Annotated in this window: 18 protein-coding genes and 1 other RNA gene; 16 read left to right on the top strand and 3 right to left on the bottom strand. The window is 38.2% G+C overall.

What is annotated here, in order from left to right; translation table 11 throughout:
• Positions 1-11: 11 nt before the first annotated feature.
• From AC3B6Y_RS00575 to AC3B6Y_RS00540, 8 genes are all read left to right on the top strand, one after another.
• Complete coding sequence (locus AC3B6Y_RS00575; protein WP_489757951.1) at positions 12-980, top strand: LysR family transcriptional regulator; 969 nt, start codon at positions 12-14, stop codon at positions 978-980.
• Between the two features lie 98 nt (positions 981-1,078).
• Positions 1,079-2,008: a manganese-dependent inorganic pyrophosphatase gene (locus AC3B6Y_RS00570; RefSeq protein ID WP_489769766.1), complete on the top strand. Its 930-nt coding sequence runs from the start codon at positions 1,079-1,081 to the stop codon at positions 2,006-2,008.
• Positions 2,009-2,131: 123 nt separating this feature from the next.
• Positions 2,132-3,358 carry an ArgE/DapE family deacylase gene (locus tag AC3B6Y_RS00565; protein ID WP_489769767.1) on the top strand — a complete coding sequence of 409 codons (1,227 nt, stop codon included), beginning with the start codon at positions 2,132-2,134 and terminating at the stop codon, positions 3,356-3,358.
• Between the two features lie 9 nt (positions 3,359-3,367).
• The gene (locus AC3B6Y_RS00560) at positions 3,368-4,282 is read left to right on the top strand and encodes an ROK family protein (protein WP_489769768.1); all 915 of its coding nucleotides are present in this window, start codon (positions 3,368-3,370) and stop codon (positions 4,280-4,282) included.
• Between the two features lie 66 nt (positions 4,283-4,348).
• Complete coding sequence (locus AC3B6Y_RS00555; RefSeq protein WP_489791136.1) at positions 4,349-5,005, top strand: NAD(P)-dependent oxidoreductase; 657 nt, start codon at positions 4,349-4,351, stop codon at positions 5,003-5,005.
• Positions 5,006-5,300: 295 nt separating this feature from the next.
• Positions 5,301-6,380 (top strand): DmpA family aminopeptidase, encoded by a 1,080-nt coding sequence (locus AC3B6Y_RS00550; protein WP_489791135.1) that lies wholly within the window; start codon positions 5,301-5,303, stop codon positions 6,378-6,380.
• Between the two features lie 22 nt (positions 6,381-6,402).
• A complete protein-coding gene (locus AC3B6Y_RS00545) occupies positions 6,403-7,041 on the top strand; it encodes a DnaD domain-containing protein (protein ID WP_489791134.1) in 639 nt (212 codons plus the stop codon).
• On the top strand, positions 7,041-7,691 hold the full coding sequence (locus AC3B6Y_RS00540) for an endonuclease III domain-containing protein (RefSeq protein WP_489791133.1): 651 nt from the start codon (positions 7,041-7,043) through the stop codon (positions 7,689-7,691). The genes AC3B6Y_RS00545 and AC3B6Y_RS00540 overlap by 1 nt, the downstream gene beginning before the upstream one ends.
• Before the next feature lie 68 nt (positions 7,692-7,759).
• Here the strand turns inward: AC3B6Y_RS00540 and AC3B6Y_RS00535 are convergent, their stop codons facing one another.
• Positions 7,760-10,078 carry a transglycosylase domain-containing protein gene (locus tag AC3B6Y_RS00535; RefSeq protein WP_489791132.1) on the bottom strand — a complete coding sequence of 773 codons (2,319 nt, stop codon included), beginning with the start codon at positions 10,076-10,078 and terminating at the stop codon, positions 7,760-7,762.
• A 4-nt stretch (positions 10,079-10,082) separates the two neighbouring features.
• A complete protein-coding gene (gene recU, locus AC3B6Y_RS00530; protein ID WP_489791131.1) occupies positions 10,083-10,685 on the bottom strand; it encodes a Holliday junction resolvase RecU in 603 nt (200 codons plus the stop codon).
• A gap of 69 nt (positions 10,686-10,754) precedes the next feature.
• Here recU and AC3B6Y_RS00525 point away from each other — a divergent pair, with 69 nt between their 5' ends.
• From AC3B6Y_RS00525 to AC3B6Y_RS00510, 4 genes are all read left to right on the top strand, one after another.
• Entirely contained in the window at positions 10,755-11,309 is a 555-nt protein-coding gene (locus tag AC3B6Y_RS00525) for an SLOG family protein (RefSeq protein ID WP_489791130.1), read from the top strand.
• An 84-nt stretch (positions 11,310-11,393) separates the two neighbouring features.
• Positions 11,394-11,837: a cell division regulator GpsB gene (gene gpsB / locus AC3B6Y_RS00520; protein WP_489757962.1), complete on the top strand. Its 444-nt coding sequence runs from the start codon at positions 11,394-11,396 to the stop codon at positions 11,835-11,837.
• 49 nt (positions 11,838-11,886) lie between these two features.
• An RNA gene (rnpB, locus tag AC3B6Y_RS00515) (RNase P RNA component class B) lies at positions 11,887-12,248 on the top strand.
• Positions 12,249-12,478: 230 nt separating this feature from the next.
• Positions 12,479-13,615, top strand: a complete 1,137-nt coding sequence (locus tag AC3B6Y_RS00510; RefSeq protein WP_489791528.1) for a THUMP domain-containing class I SAM-dependent RNA methyltransferase — start codon at positions 12,479-12,481, stop codon at positions 13,613-13,615.
• Here the strand turns inward: AC3B6Y_RS00510 and AC3B6Y_RS00505 are convergent.
• Positions 13,603-14,526: a magnesium transporter CorA family protein gene (locus AC3B6Y_RS00505; RefSeq protein ID WP_489791129.1), complete on the bottom strand. Its 924-nt coding sequence runs from the start codon at positions 14,524-14,526 to the stop codon at positions 13,603-13,605. The genes AC3B6Y_RS00510 and AC3B6Y_RS00505 overlap by 13 nt on opposite strands.
• Before the next feature lie 131 nt (positions 14,527-14,657).
• Here AC3B6Y_RS00505 and AC3B6Y_RS00500 point away from each other — a divergent pair, with 131 nt between their 5' ends.
• The 4 genes from AC3B6Y_RS00500 to AC3B6Y_RS00485 all read left to right on the top strand — a co-directional run bounded on the left by AC3B6Y_RS00500 (position 14,658) and on the right by AC3B6Y_RS00485 (position 18,285).
• Positions 14,658-15,059, top strand: coding sequence for an EbsA family protein (locus AC3B6Y_RS00500; RefSeq protein ID WP_489791128.1), 402 nt, complete (start codon positions 14,658-14,660; stop codon positions 15,057-15,059).
• Positions 15,059-16,732 (top strand): formate--tetrahydrofolate ligase, encoded by a 1,674-nt coding sequence (locus AC3B6Y_RS00495; protein WP_489791127.1) that lies wholly within the window; start codon positions 15,059-15,061, stop codon positions 16,730-16,732. The genes AC3B6Y_RS00500 and AC3B6Y_RS00495 overlap by 1 nt, the downstream gene beginning before the upstream one ends.
• A gap of 166 nt (positions 16,733-16,898) precedes the next feature.
• Positions 16,899-17,363: a signal peptidase II gene (lspA, locus tag AC3B6Y_RS00490; RefSeq protein ID WP_489757966.1), complete on the top strand. Its 465-nt coding sequence runs from the start codon at positions 16,899-16,901 to the stop codon at positions 17,361-17,363.
• 1 nt (position 17,364) lies between these two features.
• Positions 17,365-18,285 (top strand): RluA family pseudouridine synthase, encoded by a 921-nt coding sequence (locus AC3B6Y_RS00485; protein WP_489790339.1) that lies wholly within the window; start codon positions 17,365-17,367, stop codon positions 18,283-18,285.
• Positions 18,286-18,321 lie beyond the last annotated feature (36 nt).

The following is an 18,321-nucleotide window of genomic DNA, read 5'->3' as shown; positions in this document are numbered from 1 at the left end:
GAGGTAGATTTATGACTGTTAGCAATGATGATTTTACACGGGTATTTACTTCTAAATCATTAAGTTATTTTGCTAAGTTAGCAGATAATCTGAATTATACGAAGACCGCACGGTCTCTAGGAATAACCCAACCAGCTTTAACTCAACAAATTAAGAAAATTGAGCGGAACATTGGGACGCCTTTATTTTATTCAGTTGGCAAACAAATTCATTTAACTGATGCCGGACGAATTTTACTCAAATCAGTCCAAGAAGTTTATGGAACAATGATAACGGCAATTGATAAGATTCAAAAGTCCACCTTATCATCGACCGGTTCGATTAAAATTGGTTTATTGTCAACGATTGAAGATAGTGTGATTGAAGATTTTATTATTCGTTATAATGATTTACAACCAGATGTTGTTTTAGAGACATTATTGTTGACACGCCGAGAATTATGGGACAGTTTGGAAAACAACCAAATCGATTTGGCAATTATGTATTTGCCTGATGATTCTATTAAAAATTGGCGTCCTTACAGTACCAAGAAAATTATGAGCGAAAATTTAGTATTGCTCAATGATAATCCGCAATGGCAAGATGGCCGGATTTTACAATTAAGGGAAACCACGGTGAAGTCATGGGTGAGTTATCCAAGCAATTACTATTTAACTGAATTATTGCGGGAACAATTTAAGAATCAGTTGGTTGATCCGCCTCATTGTATTGCACGTTTTTCTTCACCAGATCAAATCTTACATTTTGCTCAACAAAAGGGGATTTACGCAGCTTTTCCTGAAAGCTATGTCATTGCTAATGACGCCCAAATTACGTTACAAAAAAATTACATTGAACCAGCAATTGATTTTGAATTAGACTTTATTTATCGTAAAGAAAAGTCTAGTATTCCACGCATCGAAACTTTCCTGAAAGCTTGGGATAATTATGTGACGGATGTTACCTACGAGCAACGGTTAAAAGACGCTGCGCAAAAATAAATCCTTTTTGTTTTGTTAAGAAATTTTGTGCGAAAGGTTTGATTGCGGTAATTACGTATTATAATAAAGATAATTAAATCCATTTTGGAGGGGATATTGTGGCAAAAGAATATATTTTTGGACACCAAAATCCAGATACTGATGCAATTGCAGCAGCAATTTCTTATTCATATTTACAAAATAAGTTAGGTTTAGATACGCAAGCCGTGGCTTTGGGCGAACCGAATGACGAAACAAAATATGTGTTAGCTCATTTTGATCAAGCAGCACCTAAAGTGATCACAACAGCCAAACCAGATGTTGAAAGCGTAATGTTGGTCGATCATAATGAAGCCCAACAAAGCGTTAGTGACATCGACCAGGTAACAGTGACGCATGTAGTTGACCATCATCGGATCGCTAACTTTGAAACAGCAGGTCCCTTGTATTATCGGGGCGAGCCATTAGGTTCGACGAATACGATTTTATGGAAAATGTATCATGAAGCGGGAGTAGAAATTCCGGCAAAAATTGCTGGTTTGATGATGTCGGCTATTATCTCTGACACTTTGTTGCTAAATTCACCGACTACGACTGATACTGATCGGCAAGCAATTGAAGATTTAGCACAGTTAGCCCATGAGGATTACCATACTTATGGGATCACAATGCTAAAGGCCGGAGCTAATATTGCGGATAAATCAGCAGCTGAATTAATTGACGCTGACGCTAAGAGCTTTGAAATGGGTGGTCAAGCTATTCGGATTGCGCAAGTTAATGTAGTTGATATGGAAGAAGCAGTGGCCCGGCAAAGTGAGTTTGATGAAGCCATGGCTACTAGTTGTCAAGCAAATGGTTATGCACTATTTCTATTGGCCATTACTAATGTTTTAAATAGTGATACAACGCTAATTGTGAATGGTGATACAACCCTAATGCCGAAAGTAGAAGCTGCTTTTAATCAGAAGTTAACTCAAGGTAAGATGCATTTACCAGGAGTTGTTTCACGGAAAAAGCAAATTGTTCCGCCATTACAACAACAATTTTAAAGTACGCCATAATAAGAAAGAGGAGACAAGTTAATTGTCGAATCTTCTTTTTTTGAACCAAAATATTCGAATTACGTTGAACTTTGTTATAATTAAGCCAATCTTGATTAAAGGGGAATTATTATGGATCAAACACAAAAACTAGCTATTTTAGAAAAATTAATCAGTTTTAAATCGGTTAATGATCACGAAAAGCAAGTTGCTCAATATTTACAATCATTATTAACTAAAGCTGGTATTGACAGCCAATTGGTTCCTGTTGCTGGCGATCGGGCTAACTTGGTAGCTGAAATTGGTTCCGGCAAGCCAGTTTTAGCGATCACTGGACATATGGATGTTGTAGATGTGGAATTAGATAATTGGCAGACGGATCCATTTAAATTAACTGCTAAAGGCGATAAGTTGTACGGCCGGGGTGCAACTGATATGAAAGCTGGTTTAGCAGCCTTGGTGATTGCTTTAATTGAACTTAAAGAAAGTGCTACACCAATTAATGGGACGATTCGTTTACTAGCCACGGCTGGTGAAGAGGTTGGTCAACAGGGAGCACAAGTTTTATTTGAACAGGGATATATGAAAGATGTTGATACTCTATTAGTAGCGGAACCATCGGGTTATATGGCTCCTTATGCTAGCAAGGGTGAATTAGATATCCATTTAAATTCAATTGGTAAAGCGGCTCATAGTTCAATGCCTCAGTTTGGTAATAATGCTGTGGAACATTTAATTAATGTCTTGCAACAGATTGAACAAAAGGTTAAGCCTTTGATGGCCGCGGCGCATAATGAAGTGCTCGGAGATACGGTCTTTAATATTGATGTAATTCATGGTGGTAGCCAAGATAATGCTATTCCGGGCTCTGCTTATGCAGTGTTAAATATTCGAACGATTCCCGAATTGGCCAACCAAGAAATTTTGACAGCCATTAAAACTGTCATTGCTGATTACAATCAGGCTACCACGGGGCAAATTTCCATGGATGTTAATATGGATATTATTCCTATTTTGGGCAATCCAGATGCAAAAATCATCAAGCTAATTCAACAAGTTGCAGTACCATTTGAAAAGAAATATTACCAAGAGGCTGTGAGTGCTGCTGATTTAGCACAGAAACAGCAAGCTAGCCAATTAATGAATTTGGAATTGGCAACTGATAAAATCATTCCCGTTGGTATTTCTGGCGGGACGGATGCTTCGAAGCTATTGTTTGATCATCCAACAGGTGCTAATTACGTCATGTTTGGTCCCGGTAATGATAATCCGCATCAAGATAATGAATATGTTTCACAGACCATGTATTTACAATTTGTAGAAATTTACAAACAATTGTTTACAAAATTTTTTGGATAAATAATAATAATGAAAAAACATTTTTTAAGTATTGATGTTGGCGGTACCAATCTCAAATTCGGTTTGATTGATTTAACAGGCCAGCTGCATGAACAAACAACCGTTCCAACCGTGACCACTGACTTGCAGGCTTTTATCCGGCAATTGCAATCTATATTGGATCATTTTGCAGGTCAGTATCAGGGTGTGGCTTTCAGTGTACCGGGCAAAGTAGCACATCCCTCGGAGCAAATTAGTGGTGGAGGTTTACTAAGCTTTTTAGATCAGCAATCACTGCCACAATTGCTGCATGTAGATGAGGGCGTCGTTATCACTGTCGAAAATGATGGGAAAGCCGCCGCTTTAGCAGAAATGTGGTTAGGTAATTTACAAGGCATAGCGAATGGTGCAGCGATTGTGTTAGGTTCCGGAATCGGTAGTGGCTTAGTTTTAAATCATCAACTTTTTTATGGGCAGCATTTTCAAGCTGGTGAAATCAGCTTTATGTTACAAAACCAGACCGCTACTTTGGACAATTTAAGCGGCAAGAATTGTTCGGCAGTTTTGATGATTAAGACCATTGCACAACAATTAGGCTTAGCTGATTTAACTGATGGTCGGCAAGTGTTTGCTGCTATTCAGGCGCAAGATACCAGAGCTACAACTATTTTTCGGCAATATTGTCAAAATGTAGCGCTACTCTTGTTAAATATGCAAGCTGTTATTGATGTGCAACGCTTTGTCATTGGTGGTGGAATTTCTGCACAACCGCTTGTTACCACCACTATTCAACAAGAATTGCAAAATTTACGGACGCAATTACCTATTATTGAGCAAACTTTAGCAATGCCAGAAGTAATGACTAGTAAATTGCAGAACGATGCGAATTTATATGGTGCTTTGTACCATTTATTATTGGTCACCGGACAAGTTTCTGAGCATTAAATTTGTTTTTTTGTTTAAAATATTGTTAGATATATTAATTGTAAGAATAATATTGGAGGCAAAATGATGAAAATTGCAGTTATTGGTGCAACGGGTATGGCAGGATCTGCATTAGTACAAGAAGCTTTGACTAGAGGACATGAAGTGACTGCCATTAGCCGGACCCAAGCTAAGTTAGCGCAGTTAGCTAAGGATTTGCAAAATGTCAATTTGAAAATTGTGGCACAAGATGCCTTTGCTTTAATGCAAGCTGATTTAATGCAGTATGATGTCGTGATTGATGCATTCGCTTGTGCTCCAGACCAAGCTTATCTACATGTTGATTTAGCCACTCACTTGATTGCTGAGACCCGGCAATTAACTAAACCACGCTTAGTGTTCATTTTAGGAGCTGGTAGCTTATTAACCGGTTCAGATCAGCATTTATTTGTGCGGGATATGGAAAAAGATCCAGCTAATCAGGCGTTTATCAGTGTGCCACAGAATCAACTATCCGAATTACAATTTTTACGGACGGTTGATAATGTTGATTGGGTTGGTATTTCACCGGGAGTTAACTTTGTTGCTGGTGCGGCCACTGAATTACAATTAGGTCAGGATGAGTTGCTAGTTAACCAACAGGAAGTTTCGCAAACTACTGCGGGGACGATGGCGGTTGCGGCCTTAGATGAAATTGAGCAACCACAGCATCAACAAGAACGTTTCACAGTAATTAATCGTTAAGTATAGTTAATTAATTAAATCAATTAAAGACTAGGACAGAGCAGGCTAAAAATAGTCAAGCTACGCTTTTGTTTTCAAAAATTCAAAACATTCTAACTAACACTCAATATTCAAATTAAAGTTTTGATTATTGATAGATTATATTTAGCTTGTTTGGTTTTTGGAAGTGTCCCAGTCTTTTTTTTGTACGATGAAACTTTTTAGAAGTCATGCTATGATTAAGACAACATCATAGCTATTTTTTCAATTCATTAAGCGTTCATCTAAGAGACGGTGAAGAAGGGAAGAGATTCAATTGGGTTTACCAAAACCTTTAAAGAATTCATTGAGTTTGACACAACCAGGACCCCAAAATTTAATTACTGATGTACCTGGCGTATTGGTTGGGCAAACGACCATTCAAACCAACCATTGGCAGACAGGTGTAACAGCAATTATTCCGGCTTCTGGTAATGTGTTTCGGCAAAAATTAGTCGCTAGTTGTCATGTGATTAATGGTTTTGGTAAAAGTACAGGTTTAGTCCAAATTAAGGAATTGGGTACTTTAGAAACACCGTTAATTTTGACAAATACTTTTGCTGTAGGAACAGCTTATACTAGTTTGGTGAAGTATATGTTGCAAAATAATCCAGAAATTGGGACAACGACGGGAACTGTTAATCCGGTTGTTTTAGAATGTAATGATGGCAAGATCAATGCTATTCGCGCTTTAGGAATCAAAGAAGCTGATGTCCAAGCAGCTTTAAAAAACGCCAGCCCCGACTTTTTGGAAGGAAATGTTGGCGGTGGCACAGGAATGCGCTGTTATAACCTAAAAGGTGGGATTGGTTCAACTTCGCGGCAAATAATGATTGATCAAAAGCCTTTTATGTTAGGAGTCTTGGTAATGGCCAATTTTGGCTTTTTAGAAGACTTGACTATTTACGGTCAACCCATTGGTCAACAATTAGTACAACACCGCAATTTACCGGAAAATGGTAGTATTATTACAGTGATTGCCACTGATATTCCGTTTAATGAACGTCAATTGCAGCGTCTAGCTAAGCACTCTAGTGTTGGTATTACCCGTAGTGGTTCGTTTGCTGGTAATGGTAGTGGTGAAATAACACTTGCTTTTTCTACAGCAAATCGTGTGGATCATTTTGCTCAACAAGAATTAAGTGTTCAACAAGCCATTAATGATACGCAGATGGATCGCTATTTTCGAGTCATCGTCGATACGGTTAACGAGGCTATTTTAAGTGCATTGGTTCATGCCCAAACAGTGGTTGACCGCCAGGGTCAACCTTGCTTTAGTTTGCGTGATGCGCTGGTTAACTTGGGTGCTGATAACCAAATGGCGCAAGATTTATTACGAGATTTAGGATTAAAATAACTAATCATAGGAAGTGATATTAATGGCCTCTTCAACCCGCGATTTATTAAATGCCGGTAATACGACGATTAATAATGTATTATTGACAAATATTGGTCATTTAAATATGACTGGTGATGAGTTTTTAGTTTGGGCCAATTTAAGAATGTATCAGGAACAAGGGATCCAGTTTCCAGCGACGGATGATTTGATGCTCAATACTGGTTTCAGTGCAGAAAAAATTTATCAATTAATTCAGAGCTTAATAGATAAAAAAATGTTAAAAATCGTGTCGCAGACTAAAGCTAATTCTGTTTATCAAGATGCCTATGATTTAACACCAGCATATGAACAATTATTAAAGCAATCAGTGGAGACTGCTGAAAAGGCTTCACAACAGGCAAATCTAAGTCAGAGTCTACAAGTTAGACAACGCTTATTTCAACAAATTGAAGTGGAGTTTGGGCGACCACTATCGCCAATTGAACAAGAAACTATTCAAGAATGGCTAACGAAAGATCATTATGATTACCAATTAATTCAATTGGCTTTAAAAGAGGCAGTTTTAAACCAAGCTTATTCTTTAAAGTATATGGATCGTATTTTGCTAAGTTGGGAAAAACATAATATTAAAACGGCCGCTCAGTTACAACGTCAAAAAGAAAATCTGGAGGGGTACTAATGTTGCTTGATGACGCACAAATTCAAACAGCGTTGTTATTAATTATTCAACAGTACCCCAACGCTGCACCAAGTTTGGTCGCAAAATCAAACTTTCAGTATTTAATTGCCGTCATGTTAAGTGCGCAGACAACCGATAAAGCAGTTAATCAAGTTACGCCACAGTTGTTTCAACTTTTTCCCGATGCACAATCTTTAGCACAAGCGACTATTTTACAGGTTGAGTCCGTGATTAAGACTCTAGGACTTTATCATAATAAGGCGCGCAATCTGGTTAAATGTGCTCAGCAATTAGAACAGAATTTTGCGGGACAAGTTCCTGCTAATAAAGCGGATTTAATTACTTTAGCTGGTGTAGGTACTAAAACAGCGAATGTTGTTTTAAGTGATCGCTTTAATGTTCCCGCCTTTGCTGTAGATACGCATGTCAGTACGATCGCGAAACGGCTACATTTTGTTGAACCCACTGCTACAGTTCAGCAGGTGGAACAACGGGTGACTCAAGCGTTAGCTAAACAATATTGGACAAAGGCGCATCATGCGTTGATTGATTTTGGACGTGAGTATAATTTTCATCGTGAACAACAAATTAAAGATTTACCGGTGGTGCGATTATGCGACCAATGGGTGACAGCTGAAAATAAAAGCTAGAGATAATAAAAAAGGGTTTTGATTGACACTAGTGATTACTAGTCTGAATCAGAACCCTTATTTTTAATTTATTGTGGATTAGTAGTAGCAGGTGGTGTTGCTGGCGTAGTTGGGGCAGTATTACCAGGACTCACGGAACCGGTTGTCGGATTAGTCGTGGTGTTGTTAGTAGTATTATTATTAGAACTAGATGAGCTACTATTATTATGAGAATCATTAGTAGTTTCATGATTATTATTGGTGTCTGGTTGATTACTTGAGGCACTATTGCCGTCAGTAGTATTAGTGGAACTTTCGCTGGAACTGTCAACTTCAGAGTCATTATTACCAGTACCACGATTGGGAATCACAGCATCATTATCTTCAGCATTAGTTAGAGAACTATGACCGGTATTATGCCGTGCTGGTGGTAAGTTCTTTGGCCGCTTACTACGTAAATATAAAACATTAGTCCCACTGATACGTACGACACTATGTGGTTTTTTCCAATCTGAATTCGTTTTGGAAGCAGCCAGGTAGCGCATTAGACGTTGGTAAACTTGACCGGCAATTTTTTGCTGATTCGGGTCAACGCCAGCTTGACTCGGATTATCAAAGCCCGTCCAAACGCCAATTGCGTAATGCTTAGTGTAACCGGCAAACCAAGAATCCTTGGCAGTATTACTTAAAGCTGGATTTCTCGCTAGTTCAGTGTCGCTATAATTAGTCGTACCGGTTTTACCAGCTTGATGTAAGCCACTAATATAAGCTTGAGAACCCATTCCACTAGGTTGAACAACGTCCTTTAAAATATCGGTAATCATATAAGCAGTCCCGGAACTCATGACTTTTTTACTAGTAGTATCATAATCGTGGACTAAACCATCTGTTGTTTGAATTTTGGAAATATATTGTGGCTGATGATAAGTTCCGCCGTTAGCAAAAGCGCTATATGCGCTTGCTAATTGTAAACTGGAGACGTCACTACCGATACCAGCCGAGAGACCTTGTTTATACGGAACATTAATCCCCAAATTGTTAGCAAATTTTCGTGCTTTGTTAAAGCCGACAGCTTGTAGAGTTTTAACAGCGGGTATGTTACGCGATTGGGCCAAGGCAGTTCTAATTGTCATTGCGCCATCGTAAGAATGATCCCAATTCTGTAAAGCAATGCTAGTACCAGGATAAGTGTAAGGTTCATCCGTAATAATATGGTTAGTACTCCATTTTAAATTTTGAATTGCGGGACCATAATCTAGGATCGGCTTCATTGTGGAACCGTTACTACGAGTAGTTTGCACTGCTCGATTCAAGCCTAATTGGACATTACCTAATTTACGACCACCAATCATGGCTACTACAGCTCCAGTATTCGGATCAACGACCGAAACGGCAGTTTGTAAATGTTGACTATTAAATAAGCCATAGGCATCATTATTAACTAAATCATAGAGATATTTTTGGGCTTTTAAATTCATATTAACGGTGATTTTTAGATTATCGCGATAAGGATCTAAGCCCTTGGCCTTGGTTTCTTGGATGACTTGTTTAATATAAGAATCCACAATCATTTTATTTTCACCGACCCCAGAATTAGGCCGATAAGGTTTTAAACCTGTAGTGATAGGAGTTTGTTGGGCTGCTTGTAATTGGCTGGCGGAAATTTTGTGATTGTCATACATGGCTTGTAAGACACTGTCACGTCTTTTTTTTGCCGCCTGAGGATTGCTATAAGGATTATAGTTATTAGGAGCCTGAGGCATGCCAGCTAGTAACGCAATTTGCGGTAGTGTTAATTGATTTAACTTCTGACCAAAGTAATACTGTGCCGCTGTTTGAAAACCATAGGTGCCATTAGCTAAATAAACCTTATTCATGTAATATTCTAAAATTTGATCCTTAGAAAAATTACGTTCAACTTTCGCGGCTAACCAGACTTCTTGCATTTTACGTTTAATCGTTTGATCGGATTTTTTAGTGGAGAAGACTGACAATTTGATTAATTGTTGAGTCAAAGTACTACCACCTTGTAGTTGTCCGCCTCGTAAATTGTTAACAGCCGCCAACAAAATTCGAATCGGATTCACGCCGAAATGTTCTTTATAAAAGTGCCGATCTTCAATCGAGACCACAGCATTACGCATATTTTGTGGCACCTTATCAATAGTGACGTAAGTCCGATTTTGGTTACCTAAAGTAGTAATTTCGTGCCCGTGCTGGTCGTAAATACTAGAGGAACCACCACTTTGTAAAACTTCAGAATTAATTTTAGGTGCACTCAAACCATAATAAATAAAAATGGCAATTAAAATTGCCATGATTGCAATAATTAAAGAAACGAACAGTTTAATAATGGAATGCTTGTGTTTGGGAGTTTGATGATAGCGTGCTAGGCGTGAATCATTCATATAATTATAAATCCTCCTGGGCTGCTTGAATTAATTGTTGACAGGCTTTTAAATAAGGTAGAATAGGATTATAGCCTGCTTGAATTTCAATAGAATTTTGTTGAATAAAAGTGAACGTCATAGATTTTTTGCCGCCCTGTTTGGCCTGAGCCCAAAATTTAATTAATTTGTGGGCGGGTAAAATAAAATAGCGACCTAGAGTTACAAATTTAATAATAACAAAACAGATCCCCTTTTGCTGTAAACATTGGTCTAAGTGCTGAATCTGATGTTCATGAAAGTTACTTAGTGGAAAAGAAGTTTTGTGGCGCGTTTCTTTGGCTTCAAAATCAATATAGTATCCTTGATAAACGCCATTATAATCCGTCGTTGAAGCTTGTCGAAAATAAGCTTCTTTGATGACTGCGCGGCTGCGCTTAGGATAATCAACTTTCACAATTTGAATAGGAGTAGGTTTTTTATAAATGACTGCTAAATTATGATGACGATAATAATTATTACTTTCGTTAATTTCTTGTTCTAAGGTCATCCCCCGGTCACCAAAGATTGTTGGTTGATTAATGGCTGACTTGTGGGGAGAAATTCCTTTGGGATAATTGATAGTCAAGTTAAGTCACTCCTAGTCGATGAATATTATAGCATGCTTAAAGTTCTGTGTTAGGAAGAATGGATTAAAATGCAAACAATTCAAAATTTATGGATTAGCGGCTACCGTGCTTTTGAATTACAAATTTTTAAAGCCGATGATCCCAAGCAAAAAGTTTTAGAAGCTTTTTTAGTCAAACAATTATTAAGTTATTGTGATCAAGGCTTGCAGTGGGTTTTGACGGGCGGCTATTTGGGAGTCGAGCAAGCAGCGGTTCGTGCGGTGCAAGATCCTAGCTTAAAAGCTTACCAATTAAAAGTAGCGGTCATCTTACCATTTCAGGGCATAGCGGATCGTTGGAAGGAAAAAAATCGGCAAGTATATGCCCAAACTCTACACTTAGCTGATTATCACAATAGTGTGAGCCATCAATCATATCACACTCCACAGCAATTTAAAAATTGGCAGCAATTTATGCTAACACATACTGATGGCAGTTTTTTAATTTATGATCTAGAGCATTCCGGTAAAAGCCAATATGAATATCAAGCTATCCAACAGTACCAACAGCAGCACGACTACTCGTTAAAATTAGCTAGTTTTTATGATTTACAGGATTTTGTAACTGATCAACAGGAATTTTAAGAAAAACTAAAAGTGATGTAGTTTTTTTGTGTGGTTCCCAAACTTTTTGCTATACTTGTTAAGTAAGATAGGGGTGTAAGCCAAATGAAAGAAATCAAACTAGATCCAAAACAAATTGTTGAAAAAAGATTCAAAAATGCAGTTCATGGCTACAACGGTAAAGACGTTGATGCTTTCTTGGATGAAGTTATTCAAGATTATGAGGCTTTTGCTGCTAATATTGAAGAGTTAAAAACTAAAAATCGGGAATTAACTGAAAAATTAGAGCAAGCTCCCGCACAACCCAAAGTCGTTCAGCAACGCTCAGTGGAAGCTGAGTCAGTAGTTACACCAGAAGCCACGAGTGAAACTTCTGCACCGGGAACTACCAATTATGATATTTTAAAACGTTTATCTAATTTGGAACGACACGTTTTTGGACAAAGTGTCGAGCCACGAACTACTAATAATTATGCCTCAACCAACACTACAACAGCGCAACAACCAATTATTCATTCTAGTGAACAATTACGAGATCAAAATAATTAAACAATTAGTCTGGTAATTAAATTTAAAATAGCGTATGATAATAAGAGCAGGTTTTGAGTAATCGCTGCTTGTTTGAAACAAGTTGAGGAAAGTCCACGCCGGCACAGGCTGCAATGCCTGTAGTGTTCGTGTTCAGCCCAATAAGCTGGAGTATTCATTTATTTGAATAACGGCGATGAAATGGCTAAGGTCAATGGCTAAGTCAAAGTAATCTGAAAGTGCCACAGAAACGCAATTTTTTGGAAACAAAAAAATGGAACGGGTAAACCCCGCGAGCAGGAAACCCAAACTTTGGTAGGGGAGTTTTGACACGGGAAATTAAACTCACGTCAAAAACACATTTTGTGTAGATAGATGATTACTGAAAGTCAGTTTGGTCACACTGACTGGAACAAAACGTGGCTTATAGAAACCTGTAGGCCAAAAGAGGCGGACGTTAAGTTCGCCTCTTTTTTTAGAAATTGAAATAAAAACTTCTGCCAACGTGTATGACTTTTTGGTCTTAATGGTCTGTAATTGCGTTAAATGGCAAAATAACTTGACGTAGTCAGTATTATTTTTGGTTGAATTAATATTTTTAGAGTATTTTTGGTAAATCATTGATGAAAAATTGAACTGTTTAGATTGAAAGTAAAAAGGAGATTCATATGAAGTTATTAGCAACCATGGCCAGCGGATTTGAAGCGGTCACTAAAAAAGAATTGCAAGAACTAGGCTTTACCATTTCGCAAGTTGATACAGGCAAAGTTTATTTTGATGGTGATTTAGCAGCCATTGTACAAACGAATTTGTGGTTACGCAGTGCGGATCGGATTAAAATTGTCTTGGCCGAATTTCCGGCAACGTCCTTTGAAGAATTATTTACAGGAGTTCAGAACTTAGCTTGGGATCAATGGCTGCCCTTAGATGCTGCTTTTCCAGTGAAGGGTCGGTCGGTCCGCTCGAAACTGCATTCGGAACCAGATATTCAAGCCATCACTAAAAAAGCAATTGTTGATAAAATGGCTGCAGTTTATCACCGCCGTGGGCGTTTGCCTGAAAGTGGGAGCACTTTTCAAATTGAGGTGCGCATTGTCAAAGATCAAGTGGAGTTGACCTTAGATACCACGGGCGATTCTTTGTTTAAACGTGGTTATCGGATCGAACATGGTGGTGCACCACTCAAAGAAAATTTTGCCGCCGCGTTAATATTGTTAACGCCGTGGCGAGCAACTGATCCTTTTTATGATCCAACGACAGGTTCGGGCACAATTGCTATTGAAGCGGCCTTGATTGGGCGCCATATTGCTCCAGGACTGCAGCGCCATTTTGCGTTTGAAAATTTCGATTGGTTTGATGATCAATTGTTAGTACAAGCAAAACAAGCAGCTACTGATCAAATTTTACCGAGTGGTCAGTTACAAATTGGGGCCAGTGATATAGATGGCTCGATGATTGATGTGGCTAAATTAAATGCGCATCAAGCGGGTGTTTTGCATGATATTAATTTTAAGCAATTAGCGGTCAAAGATTTACGTTTGCAACAACAAGATGGCATTTTAATTGCTAATCCGCCTTACGGTAAACGTATGCAGGATCAGACAAAAGTGCATCAATTATACCAGCAGATGGGGAATAGTTTTCGGCAGTTGACGACGTGGAGTAAATATTATTTAACTAGTGATTTAGAATTTGCTAAATATTACGGTCAAAAACCGACTAAGCGGCGCAAACTATATAATGGTTCTTTGAGAACCGATCTATTTCAATATTGGGGTCATCCAACTTATAAAAAATGACGCCGAATCATGTCGATAATTAGTAAAAGTGATAATAAAATCATAATAATAATGGAAATGATCCAAGACCATGGACTGCTAGCTAAAGGCAAATGCATATTCATTCCGTAAAAGCCGACCACGATCGATGGAATAGTTAATATTAACGAATAAACCGTTAAATAACGCATGACATCATTGGTTTCATTATTTAATAAATTGTTATAAGTTCCCGATAGTTGTTGGGCAATTTCATTGATTAATTGAAAGTTTTTGAAAGCTTGAGTAGCTTCGATGCGTGCGGAATTAAAATGCTGATGAGTGACATGATCTAGTTGCAAATGATTATCATTTGAATTAAAAAAAGCAGTTAATTCATCAATTAAATCTGCATTGCCCGTGGTGGAAGTGACACCAAAGGTAATTTTAGTTTGTAAATTAGCTAATTGATTGATGGTAGCTGAACGATGGCGATGGTGCTCAAATTCCATCTCAATCTGTTCTTGTTCATCATAAAACTGTTTAACTTTATCTAAAAAGTCATCAGAAATTTGCTGAATTAAATCAGCGAAGATACGAAAAGTTAAATTCTGCTCGTCTGGATAATTGCTAACAAAATCGCGTAAGTATTGGATGATGTGTTGACTTTGGTCATTGGTAAAGCAAATTATTTGTTTACGGTTAGCAAACAGGGTGACTGATTGAACTGAAGTGGTGAGCGTTTGTTTTTGGTTTGGAATAGATAAAACCATTAAAAAGCTGTGGGTTAATTGATCATAGGTAATACGGGGGCGCTCAAATTTATCAAGTGCGTAATTGATGATTTCACGTGTGACATGGTAGTTTTTGATTAAGTCACTTTGCTCAGTCGCGTTAATATTATGAGCGTCGATAATTTGGATGGGTAATTGGTGAGAATAATTTGTGATCATCGGTTTGTCCTCAATTATTACAATTTTGGTTTTATCATAAACTTTTTACAATTTTTTGTCAGCAAATTGGGAATCAAACCGCAATATGGTAAAATTTGCTTAAATCATTCAAAGTTAATTGTGAGGTTAACATGCTTAAAAAATTTCATTATCAAAAAGTTAATCAGATTAACGCCTTGTTATGGTGTTGGCTCTGGATTTTATTATTTATTGGCGGTATTTTACAATTAGAATCGGATAGACTCAATTACGGAGCACTTGCCATCATAATTGGGACTATTTTAGTCGGCGGCTGGATTCTGATTCATAGTCGCTTACAGATTGATGTCCAACAACAAACAATCCAATTATCTGGTTTAATAGCTTCACAACAACGGCAAATTTTAGTTAAAGAAGTACAAATGATTAGTTATCATCATGGTATTTGTACCATTAAGATTAATTCTCGCCAATCCGGGTTATTCAAATTAATAATTCTACCGAAAGCTTATCATGTACTGCAACAATTAATTAATGATAGGAGGGGTATTTAATGAAAACAGATATTGAAATTGCTCAGGAGAACGAACGTACAGCTATGTGGCCAATTCAAAAGGTTGCTGCCCAGTTAGGTTTAACTGCTGCGGATTTGGAACCTTATGGCAATGATAAGGCTAAGATCACCGTCCAAGCACAACAAGCGGCCCAAAAAAGACCTTTAGGTAAACTGATTTTGGTCACGGCGATGAGTCCGACACCGATGGGTGAAGGCAAGTCAACGGTTTTGATTGGTTTAGCAGATGCGTTAAAGCAACTGCAACAATCAGCTGTGGTGGCCATGCGTGAGCCTTCTTTGGGACCAGTGATGGGACTAAAAGGTGGGGCAGCTGGCGGTGGTTTTGCGCAAGTAGTACCCATGGAAGATATTAACTTACACTTTACTGGTGATTTGCATGCTTTAACGGCGGCTATTAATACGTTAGCAGCTTTAATTGATAATCATTTACAACAAGGAAATCAGTTACAATTGGATCCAAGACAGATTACTTGGCAACGGGCATTAGATGTGAATGATCGGGCTTTACGCCACACGGTCATTGGTCTAGGTGGTAAAACTTCCGGTTATGTTCGCGAAGAATCCTTCCAAATCACTGTAGCTTCTGAATTAATGGCCATTTTATGTCTGGCGACTGATTTAACAGATTTGAAAAAGCGTTTGGGGCAAATTTTAATTGGCTATACTTATGACCAACAGCCAGTATTTGTACGGGATTTAAAGGCACAAGGGGCATTAGCGTTATTACTAAAAGATGCCATTAAACCCAATTTGGTGCAAACACTAGAGCATACACCGGTTTTAATTCATGGCGGTCCGTTTGCTAATATCGCTCATGGCTGTAATAGTTTAATTGCTACTAATTTAGCCTTACATTTGGGCGATTATGCTTTAACGGAAGCCGGTTTTGGTGCTGATTTAGGTGCAGAGAAGTTTTTAGACATTGTGACGCCACATTTGGCTAAAACTCCCGATGTAGCAGTGGTAGTAGCGACTGTCCGTGCTTTAAAATATAATGGTGGCCAAGCTCAAGCGGATTTAACCAAACCCGATTTGGCTGCACTAGAAAAAGGTTTTAGTAACTTAAAACGACACATTCAGAATTTACAAAAAGCGGGCGTACCAGTATTAGTGGCTTTGAATCAATTTGCTAGTGACAGTGCAGACGAATTAGCGTTAGTGCAGACATTATGTCAAAAATTAGGAGTCAAAGCTTATCCTGTCACAGTTCATCAAGATGGCGGTGCTGGAGCTTTGAATTTAGCCCAAGCCTTAATTGATCAAACTACCGTGAATCATTATCAACGTCTGTATCAAAATTCATTGCCTATCGTTACGAAAATCAAAACCATTGCCCAACAAGTCTACGGCGCGCAAGATATTGTTTTAAGTCCGAAAGCGCAAAAGCAAATTCGGCAAATTGAACAGCAAGGCTGGGCTAATTTACCAATTTGTATCGCTAAAACACAATACTCCTTTAGTGATGATCCAAAAAAATTAGGAGCTCCCAGTGATTTTGTGTTACATGTCCAAGAATTACAACCCAAATTGGGTGCCGGCTTCTTAGTAGTCTTAACTGGCAATGTTTTGACCATGCCTGGTTTACCGAAGCAGCCCGCTGCTTTAAACATGGATATTGATGAACATGATAAAATTACTGGCTTATTTTAAAAAGTTATGATCAAAGCTGAAAATTAACCTGGGTTTTTGGTGTTTGGAATATGATAACAATGAACGCTTCGTGGCAATTGGTACAATTTTTTGCCGTATCGCTGTAACTTGATTATGTTGATCAGGGTGACAATCAATCTATTTTATTTATCTTTGAGGATTACTAATGATAATTTATATTTTAATAATTTTGCTGGGTTTACTGGTTGACCAATTAGTTAAATGGTGGTCAATTACGCAGATCCCGTTTGAACACGTGCGGACAATTATCCCGGGTATTTTGGGATTGACGCGGATTAATAATCACGGTGCTGCCTATAATCTTTTTTCTGGAAAAATGTTATTATTTTATGGAGTAACATTGATTGTAGTTGTTTGTTTGGGTTACATGCTGTTTCAGGGCAAAGATCGTTCCCCCTGGTTATTAACCAGTTTATCCTTGTTAATAGCTGGTAGTTTGGGTAATGTCTGTGATCGTTTGTTTCGGGGCTATGTAGTTGATATGATTGCCTTAAGTTTGGGTAATTGGCCGTTATTGAACTTTGTTTGTAATGTTGCTGATATTCTTATTACAGTGGGCGTAGTTTTATTAGTAATTTATCTATTTAAATCAGAACAGGAAGAGTCTTAAGTTGCAAACATTTACTTTTATTAATTTACAAGCTAATCAGCGTTTAGATAAAGCCATTTTAGCGCAAAGACCGGATTTAACGCGTTCGCAGTTACAAAGATGGATTAAAGCTGGTCAAGTGTTAGTTGATGGTCAAGCTGTTACCAAAACTGGGACCAAAATTAAGGCTGATGTGACGGTGCAAGTTACCCCCTTAGCTTTAAAGCCCTTAAAGGCTTTTGCACAAGATTTGCCTTTAGATGTGGTTTATGAAGATGCCGATGTTTTAGTAGTCAACAAGCCACAGGGAATGGTCGTCCATCCATCGGCTGGTCATCCAGATCAGACTTTAGTTAATGCTATTTTGTATCACACTAAGGTTCAAAGTTCAGATACGATTCGTCCGGGAATTGTTCATCGAATTGATAAAGATACGTCAGGACTATTAATGGTGGCTAAAACTCAGTTAGCCCAAGACTCCTTAAGTCAACAATTACAAAATAAAACTAATTTACGCCGCTATTTAGCAATCGTTCATCATCCTTTTACAGAACAGGAGGGGACGATTGAAGCGCCAATCGGGCGTGATCCCAACAAACGTCAGCAACAAGCGGTAGTAGCCACTGGAAAAAAAGCTATTACTCATTTTAAAGTATTAGAGAATTTTTCAGATTATGCTTTGATTGAGTGTCAATTAGAAACGGGGCGTACGCATCAAATTCGGGTGCATTTACAGTATATTGGTCATCCAGTAGCGGGTGATCCACTGTACGGACCACGGCATACCTTAGCAGGTAATGGACAATTTTTACATGCACAATGTTTAGGCTTTACGCATCCCCGAACGAAGCAGTGGTTAGAGTTTGAAGTACAGCCACCTCAGATATTTCAGCAACAACTGCAACAATTACGAGCAATGACGCAGATGTCGCACCATCTTTAATTAAAGTACAGATCAGTTGACTAGGGGAGAATCAAA

Source organism: Bombilactobacillus sp. ESL1092 (genome assembly GCF_058107465.1).
This window is presented reverse-complemented; position numbering and strand designations above follow the sequence as displayed.